This is a genomic window from Streptomyces sp. NPDC046831, assembly GCF_040645305.1.
GTDB lineage: Bacteria > Actinomycetota > Actinomycetes > Streptomycetales > Streptomycetaceae > Streptomyces.
In genome coordinates this window covers 29,989-54,391 of record NZ_JBEYXZ010000019.1, presented here as the reverse complement: position 1 = coordinate 54,391, position 24,403 = coordinate 29,989, and the positions used below count along the sequence as shown (strand labels likewise).

Below are 24,403 nucleotides of genomic sequence, written 5' to 3'. Positions count from 1 at the left end.
GGCCTCGCGCACCTCATCGCCGACCGACTTAGGAGACTTACCGTGACATCGGCTGTGACCATTCCCAGGCACGGGGGCACTGGAGGGCCTACGGCCGTTGCCGCGCGGGCGCGGCAGGTCGTGAAGGCGTACGGGGCCGGGGAGACCCGCGTCGTCGCCCTCGACCACGTCGACGTGGACATCGCCCGCGGCCAGTTCACCGCGATCATGGGTCCCTCGGGATCCGGCAAGTCCACGCTCATGCACTGCCTCGCCGGGCTCGACACCGTCACCGGCGGCAAGATCTACCTGGACGAGACCGAGATCACCGGCCTGAAGGACAAGAAGCTCACGCAGTTGCGCCGGGACCGGATCGGCTTCATCTTCCAGGCGTTCAACCTGCTGCCGACGCTGAACGCGATCGAGAACATCACCCTGCCCATGGACATCGCCGGCCGGAAGCCGGACCGGGCGTGGCTGGACCGTGTGGTGGAGACGGTCGGGCTCGCCGGGCGGCTCAGGCACCGGCCGAACCAGCTCTCCGGCGGTCAGCAGCAGCGCGTCGCCGTGGCCCGCGCGCTCGCCGCCCGCCCCGAGATCATCTTCGGGGACGAGCCGACCGGAAACCTCGACTCCCGCGCCGGCGCCGAGGTGCTGGGCTTCCTGCGCCGCTCGGTGGACGAGCTAGGCCAGACGATCGTGATGGTCACGCACGACCCGGTGGCCGCCTCCTACGCCGACCGCGTGCTGTACCTCGCCGACGGCCGGATCGTGGACGAGATGCAGCAGCCGACGGCCGAGCAGGTCCTGGACCGGATGAAGGACTTCGACGCCCGGGGGCGCACGTCATGACGGTCCTGAAGACCTCGATGCGCAACTTCCTCGCGCACAAGGGACGCATGGCCCTGTCCGCGGTCGCCGTGCTGCTGTCGGTGGCGTTCGTGTGCGGCACGCTCGTGTTCACCGACACGATGAACACGACGTTCGACAAGCTGTTCGCGGCCACGTCCTCGGACGTGACCGTCAGCGCCAAGGGCGCCTCGAACACCGGGGAGACCACCTCCGACACCGGCAGGCCGCCGGTCGTGCCGGCCTCCGTGCTGACCCAGGTGCGCGCGGCGGACGGCGTGAAGTCGGCCGAGGGCGCCGTGTTCTCGACCGCGGTGACCGTCGTCGACGCCGACAAGGAGAGCCTGTCGCCCTCCAGCGGCGCCCCGACGATCGTCGGCAGCTGGAACGCCAACGAGGCCCGCACCATGAAGATCACCTCGGGTGCGGCGCCGCGGAACGCGGGCCAGATCATGGTCGACGCCGACACCGCGGACAAGCACGGCCTGCGGCTCGGGGACACGATCGGCGTGATCACCGCGGTCGGCACGCACACCGCGAAGCTGTCCGGCATCGCCGACTTCACCGTCACCAACCCCGGTGCGGCCATCTTCTACCTGGACACGGCGACGGCGCAGCGCACGCTCGTCGGACGCACCGGCGTCTACACGAACGTCAACGTCACCGCCGCCCCGGGCGTGAGCGACGCCCGGCTGAAGGCGAACGTGCTGGCAGAGCTCGGCGGCGCGTACAAGGTGCAGACCGCCAAGGAGACCGCCGACGCCAACCAGAAGGACGTCGAGAGCTTCATGAACGTCATGAAGTACGCGATGCTCGGCTTCGCCGGGATCGCCTTCCTCGTCGGCATCTTCCTGATCATCAACACCTTCTCCATGCTGGTCGCCCAGCGCACCCGGGAGATCGGCCTGATGCGGGCGATCGGCTCCTCCCGCAAGCAGGTCAACCGGTCGGTCCTCACCGAGGCACTGCTCCTCGGCGCCGTCGGCTCGGTGCTCGGCGTCGGCGCGGGGGTGGGTCTCGCGATCGGCCTGATGAAGCTCATGGGCCAGATGGGCATGGAGCTGTCCACGGACGACCTCACGGTGGCCTGGACGACCCCGGTGGCCGGCGTGCTGCTCGGTGTGGTGGTCACCGTCCTCGCCGCCTACCTGCCCGCCCGGCGCGCCGGGAAGATCTCGCCGATGGCCGCGCTGCGCGACGCCGGCGCCCCGGCCGACGCCAGGGCCGGCCGGGTGCGCGCCGTCCTCGGCACGCTCCTCACCGGCGCCGGCGCGTACGCCCTCTACCTGGCGGCCGACGCCGCCCGGGCCACGGAGGGCTCCCTGTGGCTCGGCGTGGGCATCGTCCTGTCCCTGATCGGCTTCGTCGTCGTCGGCCCGCTGCTCGCGAGCGGCGTGGTCCGCGTCCTCGGCGCGGTGCTGCTGCGCGCCTTCGGCCCGGTGGGCCGGATGGCCGAGCGCAACGCCCTGCGCAACCCGCGCCGCACCGGCGCGACGGGCGCCGCGCTGATGATCGGCCTCGCGCTGGTGGCGTGCCTGTCGGTGGTCGGCTCCTCCATGGTCGCCTCCGCCACCGACCAGCTCGACAAGACCGTCGGCACGGACTTCATCGTCCAGTCCGACAGCGGCCAGCTGATCACCGCGCAGGCGGTACGGGCCGTGCAGTCGACACCGGGCCTGGAGCGGGTCACCGAGTACCGGTGGACCAAGGCCGACTTCACCACCCCCGACGGCAAGACGCTCAAGGACACGGCGATCACCGCGGCCGACCCGACGTACGCGACGGACCTGCGCACCGAGACGGTCGCCGGCAAGCTGGCGGACGCCTACCGGCCCGACGCGATGTCCGTGCACGAGAAGTTCGCCGAGGACCACGGCATCACCCTCGGCTCGAAGATCACCGTCGCCTTCCGGGACGGCCGCACCGCCCGCCTGACCGTCCGGGCGATCACCAGCAGCGACGTCGTGATCGACGCGGGCGCGATGTACACGTCCATCGACACGCTCGCCCGGTACGTCCCGGCCGACCGGATGCCGCTGGACACGCTGGTCTTCGCCTCGGCGAAGGAGGGGCAGCAGGATGCCGCCTACAAGGCCCTCAAGTCGGCCCTGCACGACTACCCGCAGTACACCGTGCGCGACCAGACCGACTACAAGCAGGCGCTGAAGGACCAGATCGGCCAGCTGCTCAACATGATCTACGGCCTGCTGGCACTGGCGATCATCGTCGCCATCCTCGGTGTGGTGAACACGCTCGCCCTGTCGGTCGTGGAGCGCACCCGGGAGATCGGCCTGATGCGGGCGATCGGCCTGTCCCGCCGCCAGCTGCGCCGCATGATCCGCATGGAGTCGGTGGTGATCGCCCTCTTCGGCGCCCTGCTGGGCCTGGGGCTCGGCATGGGCTGGGGCGCCACCGCCCAGAAGCTCCTCGCACTGGAGGGGCTGACCGTCCTGGAGATCCCCTGGCCGACGATCATCGCGGTCTTCGTGGGGTCGGCCTTCGTGGGCCTGTTCGCGGCCCTGGTCCCGGCCTTCCGCGCCGGCCGGATGAACGTCCTGAACGCGATCGCCACGGAGTAGCGAACAGCTCGCGGCCACCGCACACGGGGGTTGCGGGGGACGGGCGCCCGGTGCCGGGGAGTACACCGACGTACTCCCCGGCACCGGGCTTCCCGCGAGCAGACGACCGCCCACGACGGATACGGCGTGCCGTTCCCCGCACGGTCCCGCGGCCGCGGTGCCCGGCAGTTCCCGCAGCCGCCCACGAACGATGCCGTGTGCCGTTCGCCGGACGGTCCCGGAGCCGCCCACGAACGACGCCGCGTGCCGCTCGCCGGACGGTCCCGCGGCCGCCCACGACGGATGTTGCGTGCCGTTCGCCGGACGGCGCCGCAGCCGCCCACGGACGGGAGGGGGCGTGTCGGGGGGTGCCCGCCCGCAGCGGCCGGCGCGTCGACGCCGGGTGCGCTCCTGGAGAAACCGAGCTCGCGCCGGTCCGAGGACGGGCACCCCCCGGCGCGCCCCCGGCACCCCCGACTCGCGGCGACCACCCACACCGCTCGCACATGCCCAGCACCGCCCGCACACGCCCCGGACTGCCCGCACCGCCCGCACACGCCCCGGACTGCCCGCACCGCCGGCACCGCCCGCACCGCCCGCACACGCCCCGGACTGCCCGCACCGCCGGCACCGCCGGCACCGCCCGCACACGCCCCGGACTGCCCGCACCGCCCGCACACGCCCCGCACCGCCCCGCCGAACCGGGCTTCGCCGCCCACGCCGGACCACCACCGCCCACGGCGCACCGCCGCCGCCCACCGCGGACGGCACGTTGTCCACAGCCCCACCAGCCGCCACTCCGGCGTCGTACGCTGGAAGTACCCCCGGCCCGCAGCGCGTGCCGGGCCGTTCGTGTTGCCCACCCCCCGGGACGGAACCCACTTCATGAGCCTGCACGGTCTGCTGGACGCCGTCGTCAAGGACCCCGCCCTCGCGGAAGCGATCACGGCGGCAGCGGACGGCAACCGCATGCACGTCGACCTGGTCGGCCCCCCGGCCGCCCGCCCCTTCGCGGTCGCCGCCCTCGCCCGCGAGACCGGCCGCCCGGTCCTCGCGGTCACCGCCACCGGTCGTGAGTCCGAGGACCTGGTCGCCGCCCTGCGCTCGCTGCTGCCCCCGGAAGGCGTCGTGGAGTACCCCTCCTGGGAGACGCTTCCGCACGAGCGGCTCAGCCCCCGCAGCGACACCGTCGGCCGCCGTCTCGCGGTGCTGCGGCGGCTGGCCCACCCCCGCCCCGACGACCCGGAGACCGGCCCCGTCTCCGTCGTCGTCGCCCCCGTGCGCTCCGTGCTCCAACCGCAGGTCAAGCGCCTCGGCGACCTGGAGCCGGTGTCCCTGAGGACGGGCCAGAGCGCCGATCTGAACGACGTCGTCGAGGCCCTCGCCGCCGCCGCGTACTCCCGCGTGGAGCTGGTGGAGAAGCGCGGCGAGTTCGCCGTGCGCGGCGGCATCCTGGACGTGTTCCCGCCCACCGAGGAACACCCCCTGCGCATCGAGTTCTGGGGCGACGACGTCGAGGAGATCCGCTACTTCAAGGTCGCCGACCAGCGGTCCCTGGAGGTCGCCGAGCACGGCCTGTGGGCCCCGCCGTGCCGCGAGCTGCTGCTCACCGACGAGGTCCGCACCCGCGCGGCCGCGCTGGCCGAGCGGCACCCGGAGCTCGGCGAACTCCTCGGCAAGATCGCCGAGGGCATCGCGGTGGAGGGCATGGAGTCCCTCGCCCCGGTCCTCGTCGACGACATGGAACTGCTGCTCGACGTGCTGCCGAAGGGCTCCATGGCCGTCGTCTGCGACCCGGAGCGCGTGCGCACCCGCGCGTCCGACCTGGTCGCCACCAGCCAGGAGTTCCTGCAGGCGTCCTGGGCGGCCACGGCCGGCGGCGGGGAGGCGCCCATCGACGTCGGCGCCGCGTCCCTGTGGTCCATCGCCGACGTGCGGGACCGCGCCCGCGAGCTGGACATGATGTGGTGGTCGGTGTCGCCGTTCGCCGCGGACGAGACCGCCGAGGACACCGACACCCTCAAGCTGGGCATGCGCGCGCCCGAGGCCTACCGCGGCGACACCGCCCGAGCCCTCGCCGACACCAAGGGCTGGCTCGCCGACGGCTGGCGCGCCGTCTTCGTCACCGAGGGCCACGGCCCCGCGGCCCGGACGGTGGAGGTGCTGGGCGGGGAGGGCGTCGCCGCCCGTCTGGACGTCGACCTGGGCGAGCCGACCCCGTCCGTGGTGCACGTGGCGTGCGGCTGCATCGACCACGGCTTCGTCGACCGCGGGCTGAAGCTGGCGGTGCTCACCGAGACCGACCTGACCGGCCAGAAGACGGCCAGCCGGGACGGCACCCGCATGCCGGCCCGCCGCCGCAAGACCATCGACCCGCTGACGCTGGAGTCGGGCGACTACATCGTCCACGAGCAGCACGGCGTCGGCCGCTACATCGAGATGGTGCAGCGCACGGTCCAGGGCGCCACCCGCGAGTACCTGGTGGTGGAGTACGCCCCCGCCAAGCGCGGCCAGCCCGGCGACCGCCTGTACATCCCCACCGACCAGCTGGAGCAGATCACCAAGTACGTCGGCGGCGAGCAGCCCACGCTGCACCGGCTCGGCGGCGCCGACTGGACGAAGACCAAGGCGCGTGCGAAGAAGGCGGTCAAGGAGATCGCCGCGGACCTGATCCGGCTGTACTCCGCGCGGATGGCGGCGCCCGGCCACGCCTTCGGCGCGGACACGCCCTGGCAGCGCGAGCTGGAGGACGCCTTCCCCTACGCGGAGACGCCCGACCAGCTCACGACGATCGCCGAGGTCAAGGACGACATGGAGAAGACGGTCCCGATGGACCGCCTGATCTGCGGCGACGTCGGGTACGGCAAGACGGAGATCGCGGTCCGGGCCGCCTTCAAGGCCGTCCAGGACGGCAAGCAGGTGGCGGTCCTGGTGCCGACGACGCTGCTGGTGCAGCAGCACTTCGGCACGTTCTCCGAGCGGTACGCGCAGTTCCCTGTGAACGTGCGGGCGCTGTCCCGCTTCCAGACCGACACCGAGGCGAAGGCGGTCCTGGAGGGCCTCAGGGACGGTTCGGTGGACGTCGTCATCGGCACCCACCGCCTGTTCTCCTCCGAGACGAAGTTCAAGGACCTGGGCCTGGTCGTCGTCGACGAGGAGCAGCGCTTCGGCGTGGAGCACAAGGAGCAGCTGAAGAAGCTGCGGGCGAACGTCGACGTGCTGACGATGTCCGCGACGCCGATCCCGCGCACCCTGGAGATGGCGGTGACGGGCATCCGCGAGATGTCGACGATCACCACCCCGCCGGAGGAGCGCCACCCGGTGCTCACCTTCGTGGGGCCGTACGAGGAGAGGCAGATCGGCGCGGCGATCCGCCGTGAGCTGCTGCGGGAGGGTCAGGTCTTCTACATCCACAACCGGGTCGAGTCGATCGACCGGGCGGCGGCCAGGCTGCGGGACATCGTGCCGGAGGCGCGCATCGCGACCGCGCACGGCCAGATGTCGGAGCAGGCGCTGGAGCAGGTCGTCGTCGACTTCTGGGAGAAGAAGTTCGACGTCCTCGTCTCGACGACGATCGTGGAGTCGGGCATCGACATCTCCAACGCCAACACCCTGATCGTCGAGCGCGGCGACACCTTCGGCCTGTCGCAGCTGCACCAGCTGCGCGGCCGGGTCGGCCGTGGCCGCGAGCGCGGCTACGCCTACTTCCTGTACCCGCCGGAGAAGCCGCTCACGGAGACCGCGCACGAGCGTCTGGCGACCATCGCCCAGCACACGGAGATGGGCGCGGGCATGTACGTGGCGATGAAGGACCTGGAGATCCGCGGCGCGGGCAACCTGCTCGGCGGCGAGCAGTCCGGCCACATCGCGGGCGTCGGCTTCGACCTGTACGTGCGCATGGTCGGCGAGGCGGTCGCCGACTACCGCCGGCAGCTGGAGACGGGCGAGCCGATGGAGGAGGCGCCGCTCGAGGTCAAGATCGAGCTGCCCGTCGACGCGCACGTCCCGCACGACTACGCCCCCGGTGAGCGGCTGCGCCTCCAGGCGTACCGGGCCATCGCCTCCGCCAACTCGGAGGAGGACGTCAAGGCCGTCCGCGAGGAACTGACCGACCGCTACGGCCCGTTGCCCGAGCCGGTGGAGAACCTGCTGCTGGTGGCGGAGCTGCGCATGCTCGCCCGCGCGTGCGACGTCGGCGAGATCGTCCTGCAGGGCAACAACATCCGCTTCGCACCGGTGGACCTGCGCGAGTCGCAGGAGCTGCGGCTCAAGCGCCTGTACCCGGGCACGGTCGTCAAGCCGACCGCCCACCAGGTGCTCGTGCCCCGCCCCAAGACCGCGAAGATCGGCGGCAAGCCGCTGGTCGGACGGGAACTGCTGGGCTGGGTCGGCGAGTTCCTGACGTCGGTCCTGGGCTCGTGACCGGGCGGCCGGACGGCGCGCGGCGCCGCCCGGCCGCCGCGGTCGCGGGCCGGGCCCGCCTGGTCCGCCTGGTCCGCCGGCCGGACCCGGATGGCGCGCCGGTGGACTCCCGTGGCGCCGCCGGCCGGGCCTCGCAGAGCGCGCCGGTAAGCCCCCGGGAGCCGCGGCCCCGCACGGCGCGCCGCACCGCCGTGCGCGCCGTGTGACGCTGCCGCCCGTCCGCGCCTCCGCCGCCGTTGCACGCGGGGACGCCGTCCGCGACAGGCGCGGGCGGCGTCCGTGCCGGTGGTTCACGACGGCCGCGCACGGAGACGTGACCGCCCGTTCCGCCGGCCTCCGTTCGGCTGGGGTCCGTGGTCCTACGGCTCGTCGTCGGGCCGGCGGTCGCGGTGGGTGCCGAACCTGCCCTCGATGTTCTGCTGGGCGTCGTCGATCTGGCTCCCGTACCTGTTGCCCGTCCTCTCGTTGGTCTTCCGCTCGGCTGTGTCGGACATGCTCTTGGCCCGGTGCTGTACCTGGCGCTTGAGCTTGTCGAAGATGCCCATGCAGGAGCTCCTTCCGGACGTCACTCAGAACGACGATACGACCGGTAAGGGAGCATCTGCACCTTTACGGGTGATATGGTCTGGACATTTTCGCTGCTCCGGCGGGCATCCGGACCACGAGCGCCCCACCGGGGCGGCGACCGGGGAGGCAAGGGGAGGGACGCACCGTGGCGCGTCAGAGGGGCGGGACGGCCGTAGCGGCGTGCGCCGTGACGGTGGAGGGGCACATGAGGCGCGGGGGAGTGCGGAAGGCGCGCTTCCTGCGCGCGGCGACGATGTCGGCGGCCGCCGTGCTCCTCGTGACGGGATGCGAGGACCTCGGCACGGACGACCCCGCCGCACGGCCGGGTCCGGCCGCTGAGGACGGGCGGGCGGCCAGTCCGCTCGACAATCCGGAGGGCACGAAGCCGGGTCTCGCGCCTCTGACGACGGACGCGGACAGGGCCGCCGCCCGCAAGCTCATCGAGAAGGTGCCGACCAAGGGGCGCGGGCCCAAGACGGGCTACGACCGGGACGAGTTCGGCTACGCGTGGATGGACACGGCCGACGGCGTGCCGTTCGCGAGGAACGGATGCGACACCCGCAACGATCTCATCCGCCGCGACGGCCAGGGCCTTCGCTTCCGAACCGGCTCCGACTGCGTGGTCGTCGCCATGACGCTGGACGACCCGTACACCGGGACGACCATCACGTGGCGCAAGCAGAAGGCCGCCGAGGTGCAGATCGACCACGTGGTGCCGCTGTCCTACAGCTGGCAGATGGGTGCCTCGCGCTGGTCGGAGAGCAAGCGCGAGCAGCTCGCCAACGACGCCCTGAACCTGATTCCGGTTCAGGGCCGGGCCAACTCCGCCAAGAGCGACTCCGGCCCCGCGTCCTGGCTGCCGCCGAACCAGCGCATCCGGTGCTCCTACGCGGTCCGGTTCGCCCAGGTCGCCCTCGAGTACGAGATGCCGGTCACCGCGCCGGACAAGCAGGCGATGCTGCGCCAGTGCGGCGGCTGACGGGCGGACGGACGTGGGGAGCAGCGGTAGAAGACCGTGCCGGTCCCGGAGGTCCGGTACCGGCACGGAGGAGGAGAGCGGCTGACGCCGGATCCGGTGGTCCGGACCCCGGTGCCGGCGGGTGGCGGCGCCGCCTACCGCCCGTACGGGTAGCCGTACGGGCTGCCCTGCGGTGCGACGGGCGCCGCCGCGTACCCGGCCGGACCCGTCGCCCGCTTGTCGAACAGGGCGAACAGCAGCATGCCCGTCCCCAGCAGCAGGCACAGGATGATGACGAGGCCCAGCATCGCGTCGCCGTCGGCGTCCTCCGGCGTGAGGGCCAGCCACGGCAGGGTCACGCACTCGTAGACCACGAACGAGGCGAAGGCCCCCCAGTCCGACCCCCGGCCGCGGCGGATCGCCACGTACAGGAACGGCACCCAGGCCAGCAGTCCCAGCGAGCCCCACAGCAGGACCGACCACGCGGCCCGCTGGAACCAGCCGGCCTCCAGACGTTTGTTCATCGAACCCCCCAAACAGATCCGTCGCGCGGGGACGGAGGCGAAGCAAGGGGGCAAGATTAAGCCACGCACGCCTCGCCGGACCGGGGCGGGAGGAGCGAACGCCCCGAAGGACCGGTCAGTTTGCCTTGCGCAGCGCCCCGACGATCCGCTCCGTCAGCCTGCGCGCCGTCGCCGCCCCGTTGTCGTGGCCGTCCGTCGACATGACGCTGACGACGTTGGTGCCGACCCGGGCCGCCACGAGCGTCGTGCCGTTCACCCAGGCGGGGTCCGTCAGAGTGAACGTGTAGGCGGCGTCGCCCAGGCCGGGCGTGGGCCGCCCGGCGACCTTCACCTTCGTGTGGGTCTGGGAGTCGGTGAAGCCGGTGCAGGCCGTGGCCACCCGCTCCAGCGCCTCCAGGACGTCGGCCGCCGCCGTGCCGCGGTAGGCGTCGATCTCCTGGGCGATGTCCTCGGAGGTGTCCTGGCTGACGTAGTCGTTCTGCGCGAACGACACCCCGGTGACGCCGCTGACGTCGATCCAGCCGGTGCCGCCCAGCCGCGTGCAGTCCGGCTTCCCGGCGGGCGCCGTGGAGGGGGGAACGTAGGTGTCGCCGGAGTCCCGCTCCCCGCTCGGGTCCACGGCGAACCCGGAGGGGAAGAACGACGCCGGGGCGAGCGCCTTCTTCAGCTGGGCGCCCGTGAGCAGACCCGCGTTCGGGCTCTTCGGCGAGGGCGCCGAGGACGGGGCGCCGGAGCCGGCGGGGTCGCAGGCGGCCAGGGCCAGCGGAAGCGCCGCCACGGCGAGGGCGCGGGCGGTGCGGGACGTGAGGTGCATGGAAGTCCTTGCGGTGGGCCACAGGAGTGGGGGTGGCCAGCGGACCCTACGGCAGGCGCGAGGGGCACGGTTCATCTCCGGGTCAGCATTCGATCAAGGGTTCGCCAAGATCGTGCGGGGAAGGGGGCGCGCCGGCCGACGGCGGCACGCGGACCGGCGGCGCGGCGGTGCCCCAACGGGCGGGCAATCGTTGGTCCAATGGGTTGGCCGCAGACCGGCCGCTGCCTACCATCGATCTTCGCAAGACTCTGTGCGCCCGCCCGTCGCCCGACCAGCGCCGCTGGTGGAGGCGCCGTGCGACGCACCCGTTGTGGCAACAGCCTCGGGAGGCCTCCTTGCACCGCCGCCGTCGCACCGCGCTCCTTCTGTCCGCCGCGATCGCCGCGGCGGCACCCCTGCTCACCGCCTGCGGGAACGACGCGCATCCGGGCGCGGCGGCCGTCGTCGGGGGGCAGCGGATCACCGTCGCCCAGCTGCAGAGCCGGGTGGACGAGGTGCGCCGGGCCCAGCGGGCCGCGGTACCGGACGCGACGCAGTACGAGCACGCCGTCGCCGGCACCGGCACCCTGACCCGGGAGACGCTGCACGGCATGATCCTCGACCGCGTCGTGCGCCGCGCCGCCGAGGACGCCGGGATCACCGTCACCCCGCGGGAGGTCCAGCAGATGCGCGCCGGCCTCGAACGGCAGGCGGGCGGGTCCAAGGGCCTCAAGGCGACCTGGCTGCAGCAGTACAACATCCCGCCGGAGCGCCTCGACGCCAATCTCCGCCTTCAGATCGAGGCGCAGAAGCTCGCGGCCGGGCTGAACACCCAGCCCGGTTCGCCGGTCTTCTGGCAGGCACTGTCGAAGGCCTCCCGCGAGCTGGATGTCGACCTCAACCCGCGCTACGGCGGCTGGGACGTGCAGAAGAGCGTGGACGCGAGGACGCCGTGGCTGCGGGACGTCTCGGCGACGGGGACGCAGCAGACGACGTGACGCGCGCGGCGGGGGTTCGCCCCCCGCCTGTGGACAACGGCTCGGGGTGCGCGCCAGGGCCTGTGGACAACTCGTGGGCCGGACGGTGGTGTGCGTTACGTTCGGAGGGTGAACGCAACCAGCTCCGCACCCGCCCCCGGCCGCGTCGTCCTGCTCACCACCAGCCACCGCGTCGCCCCCGGCCTGCTGTCCTGGCCGGCCTGGCAGGCCCTGCGCGCGGCCGATCGCGTGCTGTGTGCGGACGGGGCCCATCCGCAGGTGCCGTACCTGCGCGAGGCGGGCATAGCCGTCGACGAGGCGTCGCCGACGGCGCGGGAACTGGTCGACGCCTGCGCCGGCGGCCGCACCGTCGTGGTCGTGGCGACCGGCGAGGGCGAACCGGCCCTGACCGACGGCCTGGCCCGGCTGGCCGGCTCCGGCCGGGTGCGGATGCCGGACCTGGAGCTGCTTCCCGCCTCCTACGACCTGCCGGGCGCCCGGCTGCTCGACCTGGTCCAGGTCATGGACCGCATCCGCGCCGAATGCCCCTGGTCGTCGCGCCAGACCCACCAGGGCCTGGCGAAGTACGGCATCGAGGAGGCCTACGAGCTGGTCGAGGCGATCGAGGACGGCGACCGGGAGGAGCTGCGCGAGGAGCTGGGCGACGTGCTGCTCCAGGTCGTCTTCCACGCCCGCATCGCCGAGGAGGACGCCGACGCCCCGTTCTCCATCGACGACGTGGCCGGCGGGATCGTCGCCAAGCTGATCCACCGTCATCCGCACGTCTTCGGCGAGGAGACGGCCGCCACGCCCGAGGAGGTCAAGGAGCACTGGCTGCGCACCAAGGCGGAGGAGAAGCAGCGCACCTCCGTGACGGAGGGCGTCCCCCTCGGCCAGCCCGGACTGGCCCTGGCCGCGAAGCTGGCGTCCCGCGTGCGCACGGCCGGCCTGGACGTGCCCCTGCCGAGGGCCGAGGGCGTCGGCTACGAACTGCTCGCCCTCGCGGCCCGCGCCGAGGCGGAGGGCGTCGACCCGGAGGCAGCACTGAGGGCGGCGGCACGGACCTACCGCGACGCGATCCGTAGGACGGAGGGCGTGACGACGGAGCCGGCGGTGCGCCCGGACGCGGAGGAGCACCCGGACGAGGGGGAGCGCCCGGACGACGAGTAGCACGGACGACGAGTAGCACGGGGGCGAGCAGAACCGGCGGAGGGGGGAGCGGAACGGGGGCGCAGAACGGGGGCGAGTGGAACGGGGGTGCTGCGGCCGGGCGCGGCGGGCGGCAGGGGCGGGTCCGCCTCAGGGCGTACGCCGTGAGCGCCCGCACCGCTCGTGAACGCGCTGTCGTGAACGCGCTGTCGCGAACGCGCAGCCGCGAATCCGGCGGCGACGCCCGTGCCGGACGTGCGGGGGAACGTACGTACGCGGCCGGATACGGTCGAGGAGTGACCGATCAGCCCGCCTCCGACCAGCCCACGCCCGACCACCCCCGGTCCGACCGGGCCACCGGCAGCCCCGCCCCCGACCGGCCCGTCCCCGGCCGGCCTCCGTCCGGCCCAGCCACCGTCGGCGGCCCCGCTCCCGTCCGGCCTCCGTCCGGCCCGGCCGTCGCCGGCAGTCCCGCCCCCGACCGGGACCCGTCCGCCCCGGCCACCGCCGGCAGTCCCGCCCCGGGCCGGGACACGTCCGGCCCAGCCACCGTCGGCGGCCCCGCCCCCGAGCTCTTCACCTGGGAGTTCGCCGCCGATCCGTACCCGGCGTACGCCTGGCTGCGCGAGCACGCCCCCGTGCACCGGACGCGGCTGCCGAGCGGGGTCGAGGCCTGGCTGGTCACCCGGTACGCCGACGCCAAGCAGGCCCTGGCCGACCAGCGGCTCAGCAAGAACCCGGCGCACCACGACGAGCCCGCGCACGCCAGGGGCAAGACCGGCATCCCGGGCGAGCGCAAGGCCGAGCTGATGACGCACCTGCTCAACATCGACCCGCCGGACCACACCCGGCTGCGCCGCCTCGTCAGCAAGGCGTTCACCCCCCGCCGCGTCGCCGCGTTCGCGCCGCGCGTGCAGGAGCTGACCGACGGCCTCATCGACCGGTTCGCCGGGCGGGGCAGCGCGGACCTCATCCACGAGTTCGCCTTCCCGCTCCCCATCTACGCCATCTGCGACCTGCTCGGCGTCCCCCGCGAGGACCAGGACGACTTCCGGGACTGGGCGGGCATGATGATCCGCCACGGCAACCCGACGGCCGCCGGCCGGACGCCGTCGTCCGCCGGGGGCGGCGGGAGGCGGGCGGGCGGGTCGCGTGGCGGCGTGGCCCGGTCGGTGAAGATGATGCGCGGCTACCTCGCCGACCTGATCCACCGCAAGCGGGCGGCCCTGCCCGCCGAGCCCGAGCCGGGCGAGGACCTCATCTCCGGTCTCATCCGCGCCTCGGACCACGGCGAGCACCTCACCGAGAACGAGGCCGCCGCCATGGCCTTCATCCTGCTCTTCGCGGGGTTCGAGACCACCGTCAACCTCATCGGCAACGGCACCTACGCCCTCCTGACCCACCCCGGGCCGCGCGACCGGCTCCAGCGGGCGCTCGCGGCCGGCGACACCGGCCTGCTGGAGACCGGCGTCGAGGAACTCCTGCGCTACGACGGCCCGGTGGAGATGGCCACCTGGCGCTTCGCCACCCGCCCCCTCACCATCGGAGGGCAGGACATCGCCCCCGGCGACCCGGTCCTCGTCGTCCTCGCCGCGGCGGACCGGGACCCCGAGCGGTTCGCCGACCCGGACGTGCTCGACCTCGGCCGGCGGGACAACCAGCACCTCGGGTACGGCCACGGCATCCACTACTGCCTCGGCGCGCCGCTCGCCCGGCTGGAGGGCCGGCTGGCCCTCGCCACGCTCCTCACCCGGCTGCCCGATCTGCGACTCGACGCGGAACCGGCCGACCTGCGCTGGCGGGGCGGGCTCATCATGCGCGGCCTGCGCACGCTGCCCGTCCGGTTCACGCCGGCCGCTTCCTAGCCTCCTGCTTCCCAGAGGAATACGCGGGCGAAGAAGCGTTTGTTCATCCCCTCGTTGACGAAGGCAAAGGTGACACACGCTCAACTCTGTGATGTTCGCGTGATCTACGCGGCATTAACTTGTGACAGGCGATTGTCAGCCGATACGTTCACGCATCAGCGCGGCGCCCTGCCTCATCCGCCGCGCAGCTCATCGCTGTCCCACGAAAGGTTTCCGCATGCTCTCCGGGAACGGTCGTCACCGGCGGCCCCGTCAGGCCCCGGCCGTGCTCGTCGCGGCCGGAGTGACCGGATCCGCCATCGCCATCCCGCTGCTCGGCGCCAGCGGCGCCAGCGCGGCGGAAGGCACCACGTGGGACAAGGTCGCGGAGTGCGAGAGCGGTGGCTCCTGGAGCGCCGACAACGGCAACGGCTACTACGGCGGGCTGCAGTTGTCCCAGGAGGACTGGGACAAGTACGGCGGGCTCACCTACGCGCCGAGCGCCGACCAGGCCAGCCGCTCCCAGCAGATAGCCGTCGCCGAGAAGATCCTCGACGACCGGGGCCCGGGCGCCTGGCCCACCTGCGGACTCCTCTCCGGGCTGCACAAGGACACCGGTTCGGCCGACGTGGACACCGGTGTGGGCAACGACTCGTCCTCCTCGTCCGGTTCATCCCGTTCCACCGGCTCGCCCCGGACGCCCGACTCGGGGCTGTCCGGCGAGGCCGGGGACTCCACGCGGTCGCCCGGCGACGCCCGGCCCTCGTCCGGCGCCGATTCGTCCCCCTCGTCCGGCTCCGCGGCTGATTCCCGTCCGAAGGCGCCCTCTTCGGGCTCTTCCGCCTCTTCATCCGCCAAAACGGACGATCCGGCCGAGTCCGGCACGTCCGCGCCCGCCGCACCCCGCGACACGCAGGCTCCCGGCAGCTCGCCGTCCGTGCCGCCCCGATCGGACGACTCGGACAACTGGGAACAGACCGGCGGTTCTTCGGCCCTCGTGGACACCGGGGCGCTCGGCACCGGCCGCCATCGCGGCGGCAGCGCCGCGGAGGACCCGGCCGAGAACCTCACCGCCGCGTCGGCCGGCCGTCACGCCGTGCGTGAGACCGACGACACGCCCGCCGCCGGAGGTTCCTACATCGTCCGCGCCGGCGACTCCCTCGCGTCCATCGCCGACTCCCTTGACCTCGACGGCGGATGGCATGCGCTGTACGCGGCGAACAGGGCGGCGATCGGCTCCGACCCGAACAGCATCGTCACCGGTCAGACGCTGGATGTAGGCACCGAAAACGCCCGAAAGTAGGGGCAGTTCACGTCAGTATTAGTGCTGAATGTCCGTTTCGGTGAAAGTGTGGGATGAGTCTCAGAAGCCCTGATCGTCTTTGAAATTCCGCGGCAGCCGTGTCTACGGTCGTGATCGCTCGTCACCGCGAGCCCCGGCTGCCGCAACGCCGAATCCTGCCAGCGGCCGCACGGGAACAGTCGTCGCATCATGCGCCGCAGGCAGGAGCGGGGGACCCAAGGTAAGTGCCGTACCGGGCTGTTGCCCGGAGCGGCTCGGGGTGAAGCCGCGTCCCGCACAGGGACGCGGCCGGGCAACTCAACCGGCCCGAACCCGACAGCTCACCTCGCAGGCGTCGGTGAGGGGATCCAACCATGCTGTTTTCCGGCAAGGGCACGCACCGTCGTCCGTCCAAGGCCACCCGTGCCATCGCGCTCGCCGGTGTCGCCGGCACCGCCGTCGCCGCCCCGCTGATGGCGGCCGGCAGCGCCTCCGCCGCCACCGCCTCCCAGTGGGACGCGGTCGCCCAGTGCGAGTCCGGCGGCAACTGGTCCATCAACACCGGCAACGGCTTCTACGGCGGTCTGCAGTTCACCAACTCGACCTGGGCCGCCTTCGGGGGCACGGCCTACGCGTCGCGCGCCGACCTGGCCACCAAGGCCCAGCAGATAGCCGTCGCCGAGAAGGTCCTCGCGGGCCAGGGCAAGGGTGCCTGGCCGGTCTGCGGCAAGGGCCTGACCAACGCCGCCTACAACGGCAGCGCCCCGTCCTCGTCGGACAGCGGCTCCGCCAAGAGCGGCAGCACCGTCAACCGCTCCACCGAGCAGAAGGCCTCCCGCTCCGCCGAGCGCCCGGCCGCCAAGAAGACCGTCACCACCCCGACCGGCAAGAAGGTCGCCAAGGGCGACGGCGAGTACAAGGTGGTCGCCGGCGACACCCTCAGCAGGATCGCGGCGAAGCAGAACGTCCAGGGCGGCTGGAAGAAGCTGTTCGACCTCAACAAGGACATCGTCGACAACGCCGACCTCATCTACCCGGGCCAGCAGCTGCACCTGAAGTGACAGCCGGCCGCTGACCGGGCCGCCGGACCCCGGCGGGCGCGGCCCCCGCACCGCGGGGCCGCCCCGGTGCCCCCGGTCCACCCCGTCCCCCGGGCTCCCCGCTCCGGTGCGTGTTCCCCCGTACGCACCGGAGCGGGGCTTTTTTCGTTTCCGCCCGCCGCCCGCCGCCCGCCGCCCGCCGCCCGCCGCCCGCCGCCCGCCGCCCGCCGCCCGCCGCCCGCCGCCCGCTCGCCCCTCCTCCGGTATGGCCCGGACTCGCCGGGGCCCTTTGTTCCGAGCAGAAACAATGTGTACCGTCAGCTTGTCCACGGGGCGGTCGGTCGGCTGCCGGCGGCCCCGGGACGGTTAGGCTCTAGTCGCAAGGCACACCAGCCCCGCACTTCCAGCGTCACATCCAAGAAGGAGATGCTCGTGCCGTCGATCGACGTCGTCGTAGCCCGGGAAATCCTGGACTCCCGAGGCAATCCCACGGTCGAGGTCGAGGTCGGCCTCGACGACGGCAGCACCGGGCGTGCCGCCGTCCCCTCCGGCGCCTCCACCGGCGCCTTCGAGGCCATCGAGCTCCGCGACGGTGACCCCAACCGCTACCAGGGCAAGGGCGTCGAGAAGGCCGTCCTCGCCGTGATCGAGCAGATCGGCCCGGAGCTGGTCGGCTACGACGCCACCGAGCAGCGCCTGATCGACCAGGCGATGTTCGACCTCGACGCCACCGACAACAAGGGCTCCCTCGGCGCCAACGCCATCCTCGGCGTCTCCCTCGCCGTCGCCCACGCCGCGTCCGAGGCCAGCGACCTGCCGCTGTTCCGCTACCTGGGCGGCCCGAACGCGCACCTGCTGCCGGTGCCGATGATGAACATCCTGAACGGCGGCTCGCACGCCGACTCCAACGTGGACATCCAGGAGTTCATGATCGCGCCGATCGGGGCGGAGTCCTTCTCCGAGGCCCTGCGCTGGGGCGCCGAGGTCTACCACACCCTGAAGAAGGTCCTGAAGAGCAAGGGCCTGTCCACCGGCCTCGGCGACGAGGGCGGCTTCGCCCCGAACCTCGGCTCCAACCGCGAGGCCCTCGACCTCATCCTCGAGGCCATCACGGAGGCCGGCTACACCCCCGGCGAGCAGATCGCCCTGGCGCTCGACGTGGCCGCGTCCGAGTTCCACAAGGACGGCTCCTACCTCTTCGAGGGCAAGGAGCGCTCCGCCACCGAGATGACCGAGTACTACGCCGACCTGGTCGAGGCGTACCCGCTCGTGTCCATCGAGGACCCGCTGTTCGAGGACGACTGGGAGGGCTGGAAGACCATCACCGCCAGGCTCGGTGACAAGGTCCAGCTCGTCGGTGACGACCTGTTCGTCACCAACCCGGAGCGCCTGGCCCGCGGCATCGAGGAGGGCGCCGCGAACGCCCTGCTGGTCAAGGTCAACCAGATCGGCTCGCTGACCGAGACCCTGGACGCCGTCGAGCTGGCCCAGCGCAACGGCTACAAGTGCATGATGTCCCACCGCTCCGGCGAGACCGAGGACGTCACCATCGCCGACCTGGCCGTCGCCACCAACTGCGGCCAGATCAAGACCGGTGCCCCGGCCCGCTCCGAGCGCGTGGCCAAGTACAACCAGCTGCTGCGCATCGAGGAGATCCTCGACGACGCCGCGGTGTACGCCGGCCGCAGCGCCTTCCCGCGCTTCAAGGGCTGAGCCGTCCGGCAGGAAGGCCCAGCCAGTCGTACGTACGTCCCCGTACCCGGTCCCGTACCGTGTGCGGGGACGTACGCACGTGCGGCGTGGCCCGCGGGCCGGCGGGGGCGATGGCCGCGCCGTCCCGGGACACCCACCGGACCACCGGCCGACGAGAGAGGTGACCGGCGTAGTGAGGCGAGGTGACATGCCGTGACCGACCGGGACCGGTTCTCCACCGCGACCAGGCTCAGGCTGCTCGGCGAGCAGACGGCGGCCCGCGTCTACCGCTCCCAGACGCGGCGGCAGGCCCGCCGCTCCCGGCTCACCGGGCGCGCGGCGCTGCTCGCGCTCGTCGTGTGCTCGATGGTCGTCGCGCTGGCGTACCCGATGCGGCAGTACTTCTCCCAGCGGGCCGAGATCGCCGACATGCAGCAGCAGAAGCGGCAGGCCCAGCAGCGGGTGCGGCAGTTGCGCGACCTCAAGGCACGCTGGCAGGACGACGCCTACGCCCAGCAGCAGATCCGCCGCCGGCTGCACTACGTGCTGCCGGGGGAGACCGGATACATCGTCATCGACCCGGGCACGGCCGAGCAGTCGCGCGCCGACCTCACCACGGCACGCCGTCCCTGGTACGCGAACGTCTGGGAGGGCGTGGACAAGTCCGACGCCTCCGCCCAGTGAACCCGACACAGACCTCAGAGAGACTTTCGTACGGCATGCAGACCCCTCCGCCGCCCACCCCGCGCACCGAGCCCACCGACAGGGACGTCGAGGCCTTCCAGCAGCAGCTCGGGCGGCCGCCGCGCGGACTGCGCGCGATCGCCCACCGGTGCCCCTGCGGGCAGCCGGACGTCGTCGAGACGGCGCCCCGGCTGCCCGACGGCACGCCCTTCCCGACGCTGTACTACCTGACGTGCCCGCGCGCCGCGTCCGCGATCGGCACGCTGGAGGCGAGCGGCGTGATGAAGGAGATGACGGAGCGCCTCGCCACCGACCCCGAGCTCGCGGACGCCTACCGGGCCGCGCACGAGGACTACATCCGGCGCCGCGACGAGATCGAGGAACTGACGGGCTTTCCGAGCGCGGGCGGCATGCCGGACCGCGTCAAGTGCCTGCACGTGCTGGTCGCCCACTCGCTGGCCGCCGGCCCCGGCGTCAACCCGCTCGGGGACGAGGCGCTCGCGATGCTGCCGGAGTGGTGGCTGAAGGGGCCGTGCGTCACGGTTCCCGGGCAGGACTGCGGCGCCCCGTCCGCCACCGGTGACGAGGCCGCCGGCACCGCCGAGGAGGACCAGAAGTGACCCGTGTCGCCGCCGTCGACTGCGGTACGAACTCCATCCGGCTGCTCGTCGCCGACGCGGACCCCGCCACCGGCCGGCTGGCCGAGCTGGACCGGCGCATGACCATCGTGCGGCTCGGCCAGGGCGTCGACCGCACCGGGCGGCTCGCGCCCGAGGCCCTGGAGCGGACCTTCGCGGCCTGCCGCGAGTACGCCGCCGTCATCGAGGAACTGGGCGCCGAGCGTGTGCGGTTCGTGGCCACCTCGGCCTCCCGGGACGCCGAGAACCGGGACGAGTTCGTGCGCGGCGTCGTGGACATCCTCGGTGTCGAGCCCGAGGTGATCTCCGGCGACCAGGAGGCGGAGTTCTCCTTCACCGGCGCGACCAGGGAGCTGACGGGGCGGGACGACCTGGCCCGGCCGTTCCTGGTGGTGGACATCGGCGGCGGGTCGACCGAGTTCGTCGTCGGCGACGACCACGTGCGCGCGGCGCGCTCCGTGGACGTGGGCTGTGTGCGCATGACCGAGCGCCACCTGGTGCGGGACGGGGTGGTCGCCGACCCGCCCACCGAGGAGCAGATCGCCGCGATAAGGGCCGACATCGAGGCCGCCCTGGACCTCGTCGAGGAGACGGTGCCGCTGCGGGAGGCGCACACGCTGGTGGGTCTGGCCGGGTCGGTGACCACCGTGTCGGCGATCGCGCAGGACCTGCCCGAGTACGACTCCGCGGCGATCCACCACTCCCGGATCTCCCACGACCGCGTCCGCCGGATCACCGAGCGCCTGCTGCACTCCACGCATGCCGAGCGCGCGGCCGTCCCGTCCATGCACCCCGGCCGGGTCGACGTGATCGGCGCGGGCGCTCTGGTCCTGCTGGCGATCATGGAGCGCATCGGTGCCCGCGAGGTCGTCGTCAGCGAGCACGACATCCTCGACGGCATCGCCTGGTCGCTGGCGTAGGGCTGCGTGAGGCGGGGGCTCCCGGGCCCCGCAGCCGCGGAGCCCTCGCGGGTGCGGGGCCGGGTCGCCGTGGCGCGGGTCTCCCGCGGCCGGTGGCGTGCGTCTCGTTTGCTACTGACCAGTAGCCTCCGCTGAGCAGGTCCGATAACGTATGAGCACGTTTCCGGGGCCCGGGCCGTGGCCCCCGGCAGTGTTCGCCGGGAAAGTTCGTGAAGTTCTTCACAAGAACTGCCGTCCCGGCGGCGCGGAAGGAGGGCCGAATGGGCCCTTCCGAGGGTGCGCGGAGGCTGGGACGCTGTGCTGAGCGGTGGTGTCCGGCGACTCGTGAAGGAGGGTGCCGACGCCCGGTCCGACGGCCTGTCGGCCCGGAGGGGCAGCTCACGCGGCATTGACAACGGACTGTGAGGCGGCGTGGTTCCCTGCCGCCGCCATGATCTGCGTCACGCGGGGCGCGGAGTGTAGCACAGGGCCTGCCCGAGCTTGTGAAGGGGCGCACGAGCCACCCCCCTGGGGCAGGTGGATACTCGATGCCATGAGCACCACGGAGCGTCCCAGGATCCTCGTAGTAGGCGGTGGGTACGTAGGCCTGTACGCAGCTCGGCGCATTCTCAAGAAGATGCGCTACGGCGAGGCGACCGTCACGGTCGTCGACCCCCGGTCGTACATGACCTATCAGCCCTTCCTCCCCGAAGCCGCCGCCGGCAGCATCTCCCCGCGTCACGTCGTCGTCCCGCTGCGGCGCGTGCTTCCCAGGGCGGAGGTCCTCACCGGCCGGGTCACCACCATCGACCAGGACCGCAAGGTCGCCACGATCGCCCCGCTCGTGGGCGAGGCGTACGAGCTGCCCTTCGACTACCTGGTCGTCGCGATGGGCGCGGTCTCCCGCACCTTCCCGATCCCCGGCCTCGCCGAGCAGGGCATCGGCATGAAGGGCATCGAGGAGTCCATCGGCCTGCGCAACCACGTCCTGGAGCAGCTGGACAAGGCCGACTCCACGACCGACGAGGAGATCCGCCGCAAGGCGCTCACGTTCGTCTTCATCGGCGGTGGCTTCGCCGGCGCCGAGACGATCGGCGAGGTCGAGGACATGGCCCGGGACGCGGCCAAGTACTACCGGAACGTGTCCCGCGAGGACATGCGCTTCATCCTCGTCGACGCCGCCGACAAGATCCTGCCCGAGGTGGGGCCGAAGCTCGGCACGTACGGCAAGGAGCACCTGGAGGGCCGCGGGGTCGAGGTCTACCTCTCCACCTCCATGGACTCCTGCGTCGACGGCCACGTGGTGCTGAAGAACGGCCTCGAGGTCGACTCCAACACGATCGTGTGGACGGCGGGCGTCAAGCCGAACCCGGCGCTGTCCCGCTTCGGCCTCCCGCTCGGCCCGCGCGGGCACATCGACTGCGAGCCCACGCTCCAGGTCAAGGGCACGGACTACATCTGGGCCGCCGGCGACAACGCCCAGGTGCCCGACCTCGCCGCCCGCCGGGCCGGCGTGGAGAACGCCTGGTGCCCGCCGAACGCCCAGCACGCGCTGCGCCAGGCCAAGGTCCTCGGCGACAACGTGGTGTCCGGCATGCGGGGCTTCCCGCAGAAGGAGTACAGCCACGCCAACAAGGGCGCGGTCGCGGGCCTCGGCCTGCACAAGGGCGTCGCGATGATCGTCATGGGCAAGATGAAGATCAAGCTCAAGGGCCGTCTCGCCTGGTACATGCACCGCGGCTACCACGGTCTGGCGATGCCGACCTGGAACCGCAAGATCCGCATCTTCGCCGACTGGACCCTCGGCATGTTCCTCAAGCGCGAGGTCGTCTCCCTCGGCGCCATGGAGAACCCGCGCGAGGAGTTCTACGAGGCCGCCAAGCCGGCGCCGGTCGCCGCCGCGCCGAAGACCGAGGAGAAGGCCAAGGCCTCCTGACCCGGCGGTCACCGAACGACCCGAAGGGCCTCCCGCCATCCGTGGTGCGGGAGGCCCTTCGGCATGTCCGCCCCTTGCCGGTGGTCCGGGCGGGGACGGACACGCCGACGGCCGGTGGTCCGGGCGGCTGCCTCCGGCCGGTGATCCGGACGGGTGACACACAGTGTGTGGCCGCTACAACTGTTTTGCCCGGCCGTAACTCCTTTGCGGGACTGCCCGGTAGGCCTGGCGGCGTTTACGTGGTAACCCCCCATCGGGGTTCCTCACCACGGAGGTGTGCGCCATGGCCGATGCCGCGCCGCGGCTCAAGAGTCTGCTCGAACAGGCACTGGGAGCTCCGCTCCCCGTGCGCATCCGCGCCTGGGACGGTTCGCCGGCGGGCCCGTCGCACGGGCCGACGCTGGTCGTCCGTAACCGCCGCGCCCTGCGCCGGCTGCTGTGGAAACCGGGGGAGCTGGGCCTCGCCCGGGCCTGGGTGGCGGGCGACCTCGACGTCGAGGGCGACCTGTACGCCGCCCTGGACCTGATGTCGGGGCTCGTCTGGGAGCGCGGCGAGGACGCCCGCACCCTGACGCAGGCGCTGCGCGACCCGGAGGTGCGGGCCGCGATCCGGGGCCTGGTGAAGCTGGGCGGCCTCCCGCTGCCGCCCGTGCCGCCCCGCGAGGAGGTGCGCCGCCGCGGCCACCTGCACACCAAGCACTCCGACCGGCGCGCCGTCAGCCACCACTACGACGTCGGCAACGACTTCTACGAGCTCGTGCTCGGCCCGTCCATGGTGTACTCCTGCGCCTACTGGCCGGCCCCGGAACCCGACGCCACCCTCGAACAGGCGCAGCGCGACAAGCTGGAACTGGTCTGCCGCAAGCTGGACCTGAGGCCTGGTCAGCGGCTGCTCGACGTCGGGTGCGGCTGGGGCTCCATGGCCCTGCACGCGGCCCGCGAGCACGGCGTGAGCGTCGTCGGCGTCACCCTGTCCCAGGAGCAGGCCGCGTACGCCCGCAAGCGGGTCGCCGACGAGGGTCTCACCGACCGGGTGGAGATCCGCGTGCAGGACTACCGGGACGTCCGGGACGGCCCGTACGACGCCGTCTCCTCCATCGGCATGGCCGAACACGTCGGCGCCCTGCGCTACCTGGCGTACGCCCGCGACCTGTACGCGCTGCTCGTGCCCGGCGGGCGGCTCCTCAACCACCAGATCGCCCGCCGCCCGCAGAACGACGAGTCCGCCTACACGGTAAACCGGTTCATCGACGCCTACGTCTTCCCGGACGGCGAACTCGCGCCGATCGGCACCACCGTCACCCAGCTGGAGCGCGCCGGTTTCGAGGTGCGCGACGTGGAGTCGATCCGCGAGCACTACGCGCACACCCTGCGCCGCTGGGTCGCCAACCTGGAGGCGGACTGGGCCCGGGCCGTGGACCTCACCAGTCCCGGCCGTGCCCGCGTCTGGCGCCTGTACATGGCGGCCTCCGCCGTCGCCTTCGAGCGCAACCGCATCGGCGTCAACCAGGTACTGGCCGTGAAGACCCCGGCGTCGGGCGACGCGGGCATGCCGCTGCGGGCCCGCACCTGGGGAGCCGCACGGCCGTAGGCCGGGCCCGGCGCGCGGCCC

The 24,403-nt window shown here is 72.7% G+C and carries 18 protein-coding genes and 1 riboswitch; of the genes, 15 read left to right on the top strand and 3 right to left on the bottom strand.

The genetic code is table 11. From position 1 onward, the window contains the following. The first annotated feature begins 42 nt into the window (after positions 1 to 42). The 3 genes from ABZ920_RS18045 (at position 43) to mfd (ending at position 7,808) form a co-directional block, all read left to right on the top strand. Positions 43 to 831 (top strand): ABC transporter ATP-binding protein, encoded by a 789-nt coding sequence (locus ABZ920_RS18045; protein WP_361505329.1) that lies wholly within the window; start codon positions 43 to 45, stop codon positions 829 to 831. Further along, positions 828 to 3,407, top strand: coding sequence for an FtsX-like permease family protein (locus ABZ920_RS18040; protein WP_361505326.1), 2,580 nt, complete (start codon positions 828 to 830; stop codon positions 3,405 to 3,407). Before ABZ920_RS18045 ends, ABZ920_RS18040 begins: the two co-directional genes overlap by 4 nt. 864 nt (positions 3,408 to 4,271) lie before the next feature. Next, complete coding sequence (gene mfd, locus ABZ920_RS18035) at positions 4,272 to 7,808, top strand: transcription-repair coupling factor (RefSeq protein ID WP_361505323.1); 3,537 nt, start codon at positions 4,272 to 4,274, stop codon at positions 7,806 to 7,808. A gap of 359 nt (positions 7,809 to 8,167) precedes the next feature. Here the strand turns inward: mfd and ABZ920_RS18030 are convergent, their stop codons facing one another. Beyond that, entirely contained in the window at positions 8,168 to 8,353 is a 186-nt protein-coding gene (locus ABZ920_RS18030) for an antitoxin (protein WP_361505320.1), read from the bottom strand. Positions 8,354 to 8,628: 275 nt separating this feature from the next. On the opposite strand from ABZ920_RS18030, the gene ABZ920_RS18025 reads away from it, so the two are divergent. Next, on the top strand, positions 8,629 to 9,354 hold the full coding sequence (locus ABZ920_RS18025) for an HNH endonuclease family protein (protein WP_361505497.1): 726 nt from the start codon (positions 8,629 to 8,631) through the stop codon (positions 9,352 to 9,354). 134 nt (positions 9,355 to 9,488) lie between these two features. Here ABZ920_RS18025 and ABZ920_RS18020 read toward each other — a convergent pair whose 3' ends face one another. Together ABZ920_RS18020 and ABZ920_RS18015 are read right to left on the bottom strand one after the other, a co-directional pair. Then, positions 9,489 to 9,857: a hypothetical protein gene (locus ABZ920_RS18020; protein WP_361505317.1), complete on the bottom strand. Its 369-nt coding sequence runs from the start codon at positions 9,855 to 9,857 to the stop codon at positions 9,489 to 9,491. Between the two features lie 115 nt (positions 9,858 to 9,972). Then, positions 9,973 to 10,671: a hypothetical protein gene (locus tag ABZ920_RS18015; protein WP_361505314.1), complete on the bottom strand. Its 699-nt coding sequence runs from the start codon at positions 10,669 to 10,671 to the stop codon at positions 9,973 to 9,975. A 335-nt stretch (positions 10,672 to 11,006) separates the two neighbouring features. Between ABZ920_RS18015 and ABZ920_RS18010 the strand changes: the two genes are divergently transcribed. From ABZ920_RS18010 to ABZ920_RS17960, 11 genes are all read left to right on the top strand, one after another. Further along, entirely contained in the window at positions 11,007 to 11,648 is a 642-nt protein-coding gene (locus tag ABZ920_RS18010) for a SurA N-terminal domain-containing protein (RefSeq protein ID WP_361505311.1), read from the top strand. A 108-nt stretch (positions 11,649 to 11,756) separates the two neighbouring features. Beyond that, on the top strand, positions 11,757 to 12,797 hold the full coding sequence (locus tag ABZ920_RS18005) for a nucleoside triphosphate pyrophosphohydrolase (RefSeq protein WP_361505308.1): 1,041 nt from the start codon (positions 11,757 to 11,759) through the stop codon (positions 12,795 to 12,797). A 275-nt stretch (positions 12,798 to 13,072) separates the two neighbouring features. After that, positions 13,073 to 14,641, top strand: a complete 1,569-nt coding sequence (locus ABZ920_RS18000) for a cytochrome P450 (RefSeq protein ID WP_361505305.1) — start codon at positions 13,073 to 13,075, stop codon at positions 14,639 to 14,641. A gap of 217 nt (positions 14,642 to 14,858) precedes the next feature. Further along, on the top strand, positions 14,859 to 15,923 hold the full coding sequence (locus ABZ920_RS17995; protein WP_361505302.1) for a transglycosylase family protein: 1,065 nt from the start codon (positions 14,859 to 14,861) through the stop codon (positions 15,921 to 15,923). A gap of 182 nt (positions 15,924 to 16,105) precedes the next feature. Then, positions 16,106 to 16,272: riboswitch (cyclic di-AMP (ydaO/yuaA leader) on the top strand. Between the two features lie 4 nt (positions 16,273 to 16,276). Beyond that, positions 16,277 to 16,963 carry a transglycosylase family protein gene (locus ABZ920_RS17990; RefSeq protein ID WP_361505299.1) on the top strand — a complete coding sequence of 229 codons (687 nt, stop codon included), beginning with the start codon at positions 16,277 to 16,279 and terminating at the stop codon, positions 16,961 to 16,963. Positions 16,964 to 17,374: 411 nt separating this feature from the next. Further along, positions 17,375 to 18,655, top strand: coding sequence for a phosphopyruvate hydratase (gene eno / locus ABZ920_RS17985; RefSeq protein ID WP_361505296.1), 1,281 nt, complete (start codon positions 17,375 to 17,377; stop codon positions 18,653 to 18,655). Between the two features lie 192 nt (positions 18,656 to 18,847). Next, positions 18,848 to 19,318, top strand: a complete 471-nt coding sequence (locus tag ABZ920_RS17980) for a septum formation initiator family protein (RefSeq protein WP_361505293.1) — start codon at positions 18,848 to 18,850, stop codon at positions 19,316 to 19,318. A gap of 35 nt (positions 19,319 to 19,353) precedes the next feature. Further along, entirely contained in the window at positions 19,354 to 19,938 is a 585-nt protein-coding gene (locus tag ABZ920_RS17975; protein ID WP_361505290.1) for a DUF501 domain-containing protein, read from the top strand. After that, entirely contained in the window at positions 19,935 to 20,876 is a 942-nt protein-coding gene (locus ABZ920_RS17970) for a Ppx/GppA phosphatase family protein (RefSeq protein WP_361505288.1), read from the top strand. The genes ABZ920_RS17975 and ABZ920_RS17970 overlap by 4 nt, the downstream gene beginning before the upstream one ends. A 532-nt stretch (positions 20,877 to 21,408) precedes the next feature. Next, complete coding sequence (locus tag ABZ920_RS17965) at positions 21,409 to 22,791, top strand: NAD(P)/FAD-dependent oxidoreductase (RefSeq protein ID WP_361505285.1); 1,383 nt, start codon at positions 21,409 to 21,411, stop codon at positions 22,789 to 22,791. A 283-nt stretch (positions 22,792 to 23,074) separates the two neighbouring features. After that, entirely contained in the window at positions 23,075 to 24,382 is a 1,308-nt protein-coding gene (locus ABZ920_RS17960; protein ID WP_361505282.1) for a cyclopropane-fatty-acyl-phospholipid synthase family protein, read from the top strand. Positions 24,383 to 24,403 lie beyond the last annotated feature (21 nt).

What these genes read in the sequence shown, in the direction of transcription:
- ABZ920_RS18040 (WP_361505326.1), top strand. Translation starts at nt 828, where the DNA reads ATGACGGTCCTGAAGACCTCGATGCGCAACTTCCTCGCGCACAAGGGA.
- mfd (WP_361505323.1), top strand. Translation starts at nt 4,272, where the DNA reads ATGAGCCTGCACGGTCTGCTGGACGCCGTCGTCAAGGACCCCGCCCTC.
- ABZ920_RS18030 (WP_361505320.1), bottom strand. Translation starts at nt 8,353, where the DNA reads ATGGGCATCTTCGACAAGCTCAAGCGCCAGGTACAGCACCGGGCCAAG.
- ABZ920_RS18025 (WP_361505497.1), top strand. Translation starts at nt 8,629, where the DNA reads ATGTCGGCGGCCGCCGTGCTCCTCGTGACGGGATGCGAGGACCTCGGC.
- ABZ920_RS18020 (WP_361505317.1), bottom strand. Translation starts at nt 9,857, where the DNA reads ATGAACAAACGTCTGGAGGCCGGCTGGTTCCAGCGGGCCGCGTGGTCG.
- ABZ920_RS18015 (WP_361505314.1), bottom strand. Translation starts at nt 10,671, where the DNA reads ATGCACCTCACGTCCCGCACCGCCCGCGCCCTCGCCGTGGCGGCGCTT.
- ABZ920_RS17995 (WP_361505302.1), top strand. Translation starts at nt 14,859, where the DNA reads ATGCTCTCCGGGAACGGTCGTCACCGGCGGCCCCGTCAGGCCCCGGCC.
- ABZ920_RS17990 (WP_361505299.1), top strand. Translation starts at nt 16,277, where the DNA reads ATGCTGTTTTCCGGCAAGGGCACGCACCGTCGTCCGTCCAAGGCCACC.
- ABZ920_RS17975 (WP_361505290.1), top strand. Translation starts at nt 19,354, where the DNA reads ATGCAGACCCCTCCGCCGCCCACCCCGCGCACCGAGCCCACCGACAGG.
- ABZ920_RS17965 (WP_361505285.1), top strand. Translation starts at nt 21,409, where the DNA reads ATGAGCACCACGGAGCGTCCCAGGATCCTCGTAGTAGGCGGTGGGTAC.
- ABZ920_RS17960 (WP_361505282.1), top strand. Translation starts at nt 23,075, where the DNA reads ATGGCCGATGCCGCGCCGCGGCTCAAGAGTCTGCTCGAACAGGCACTG.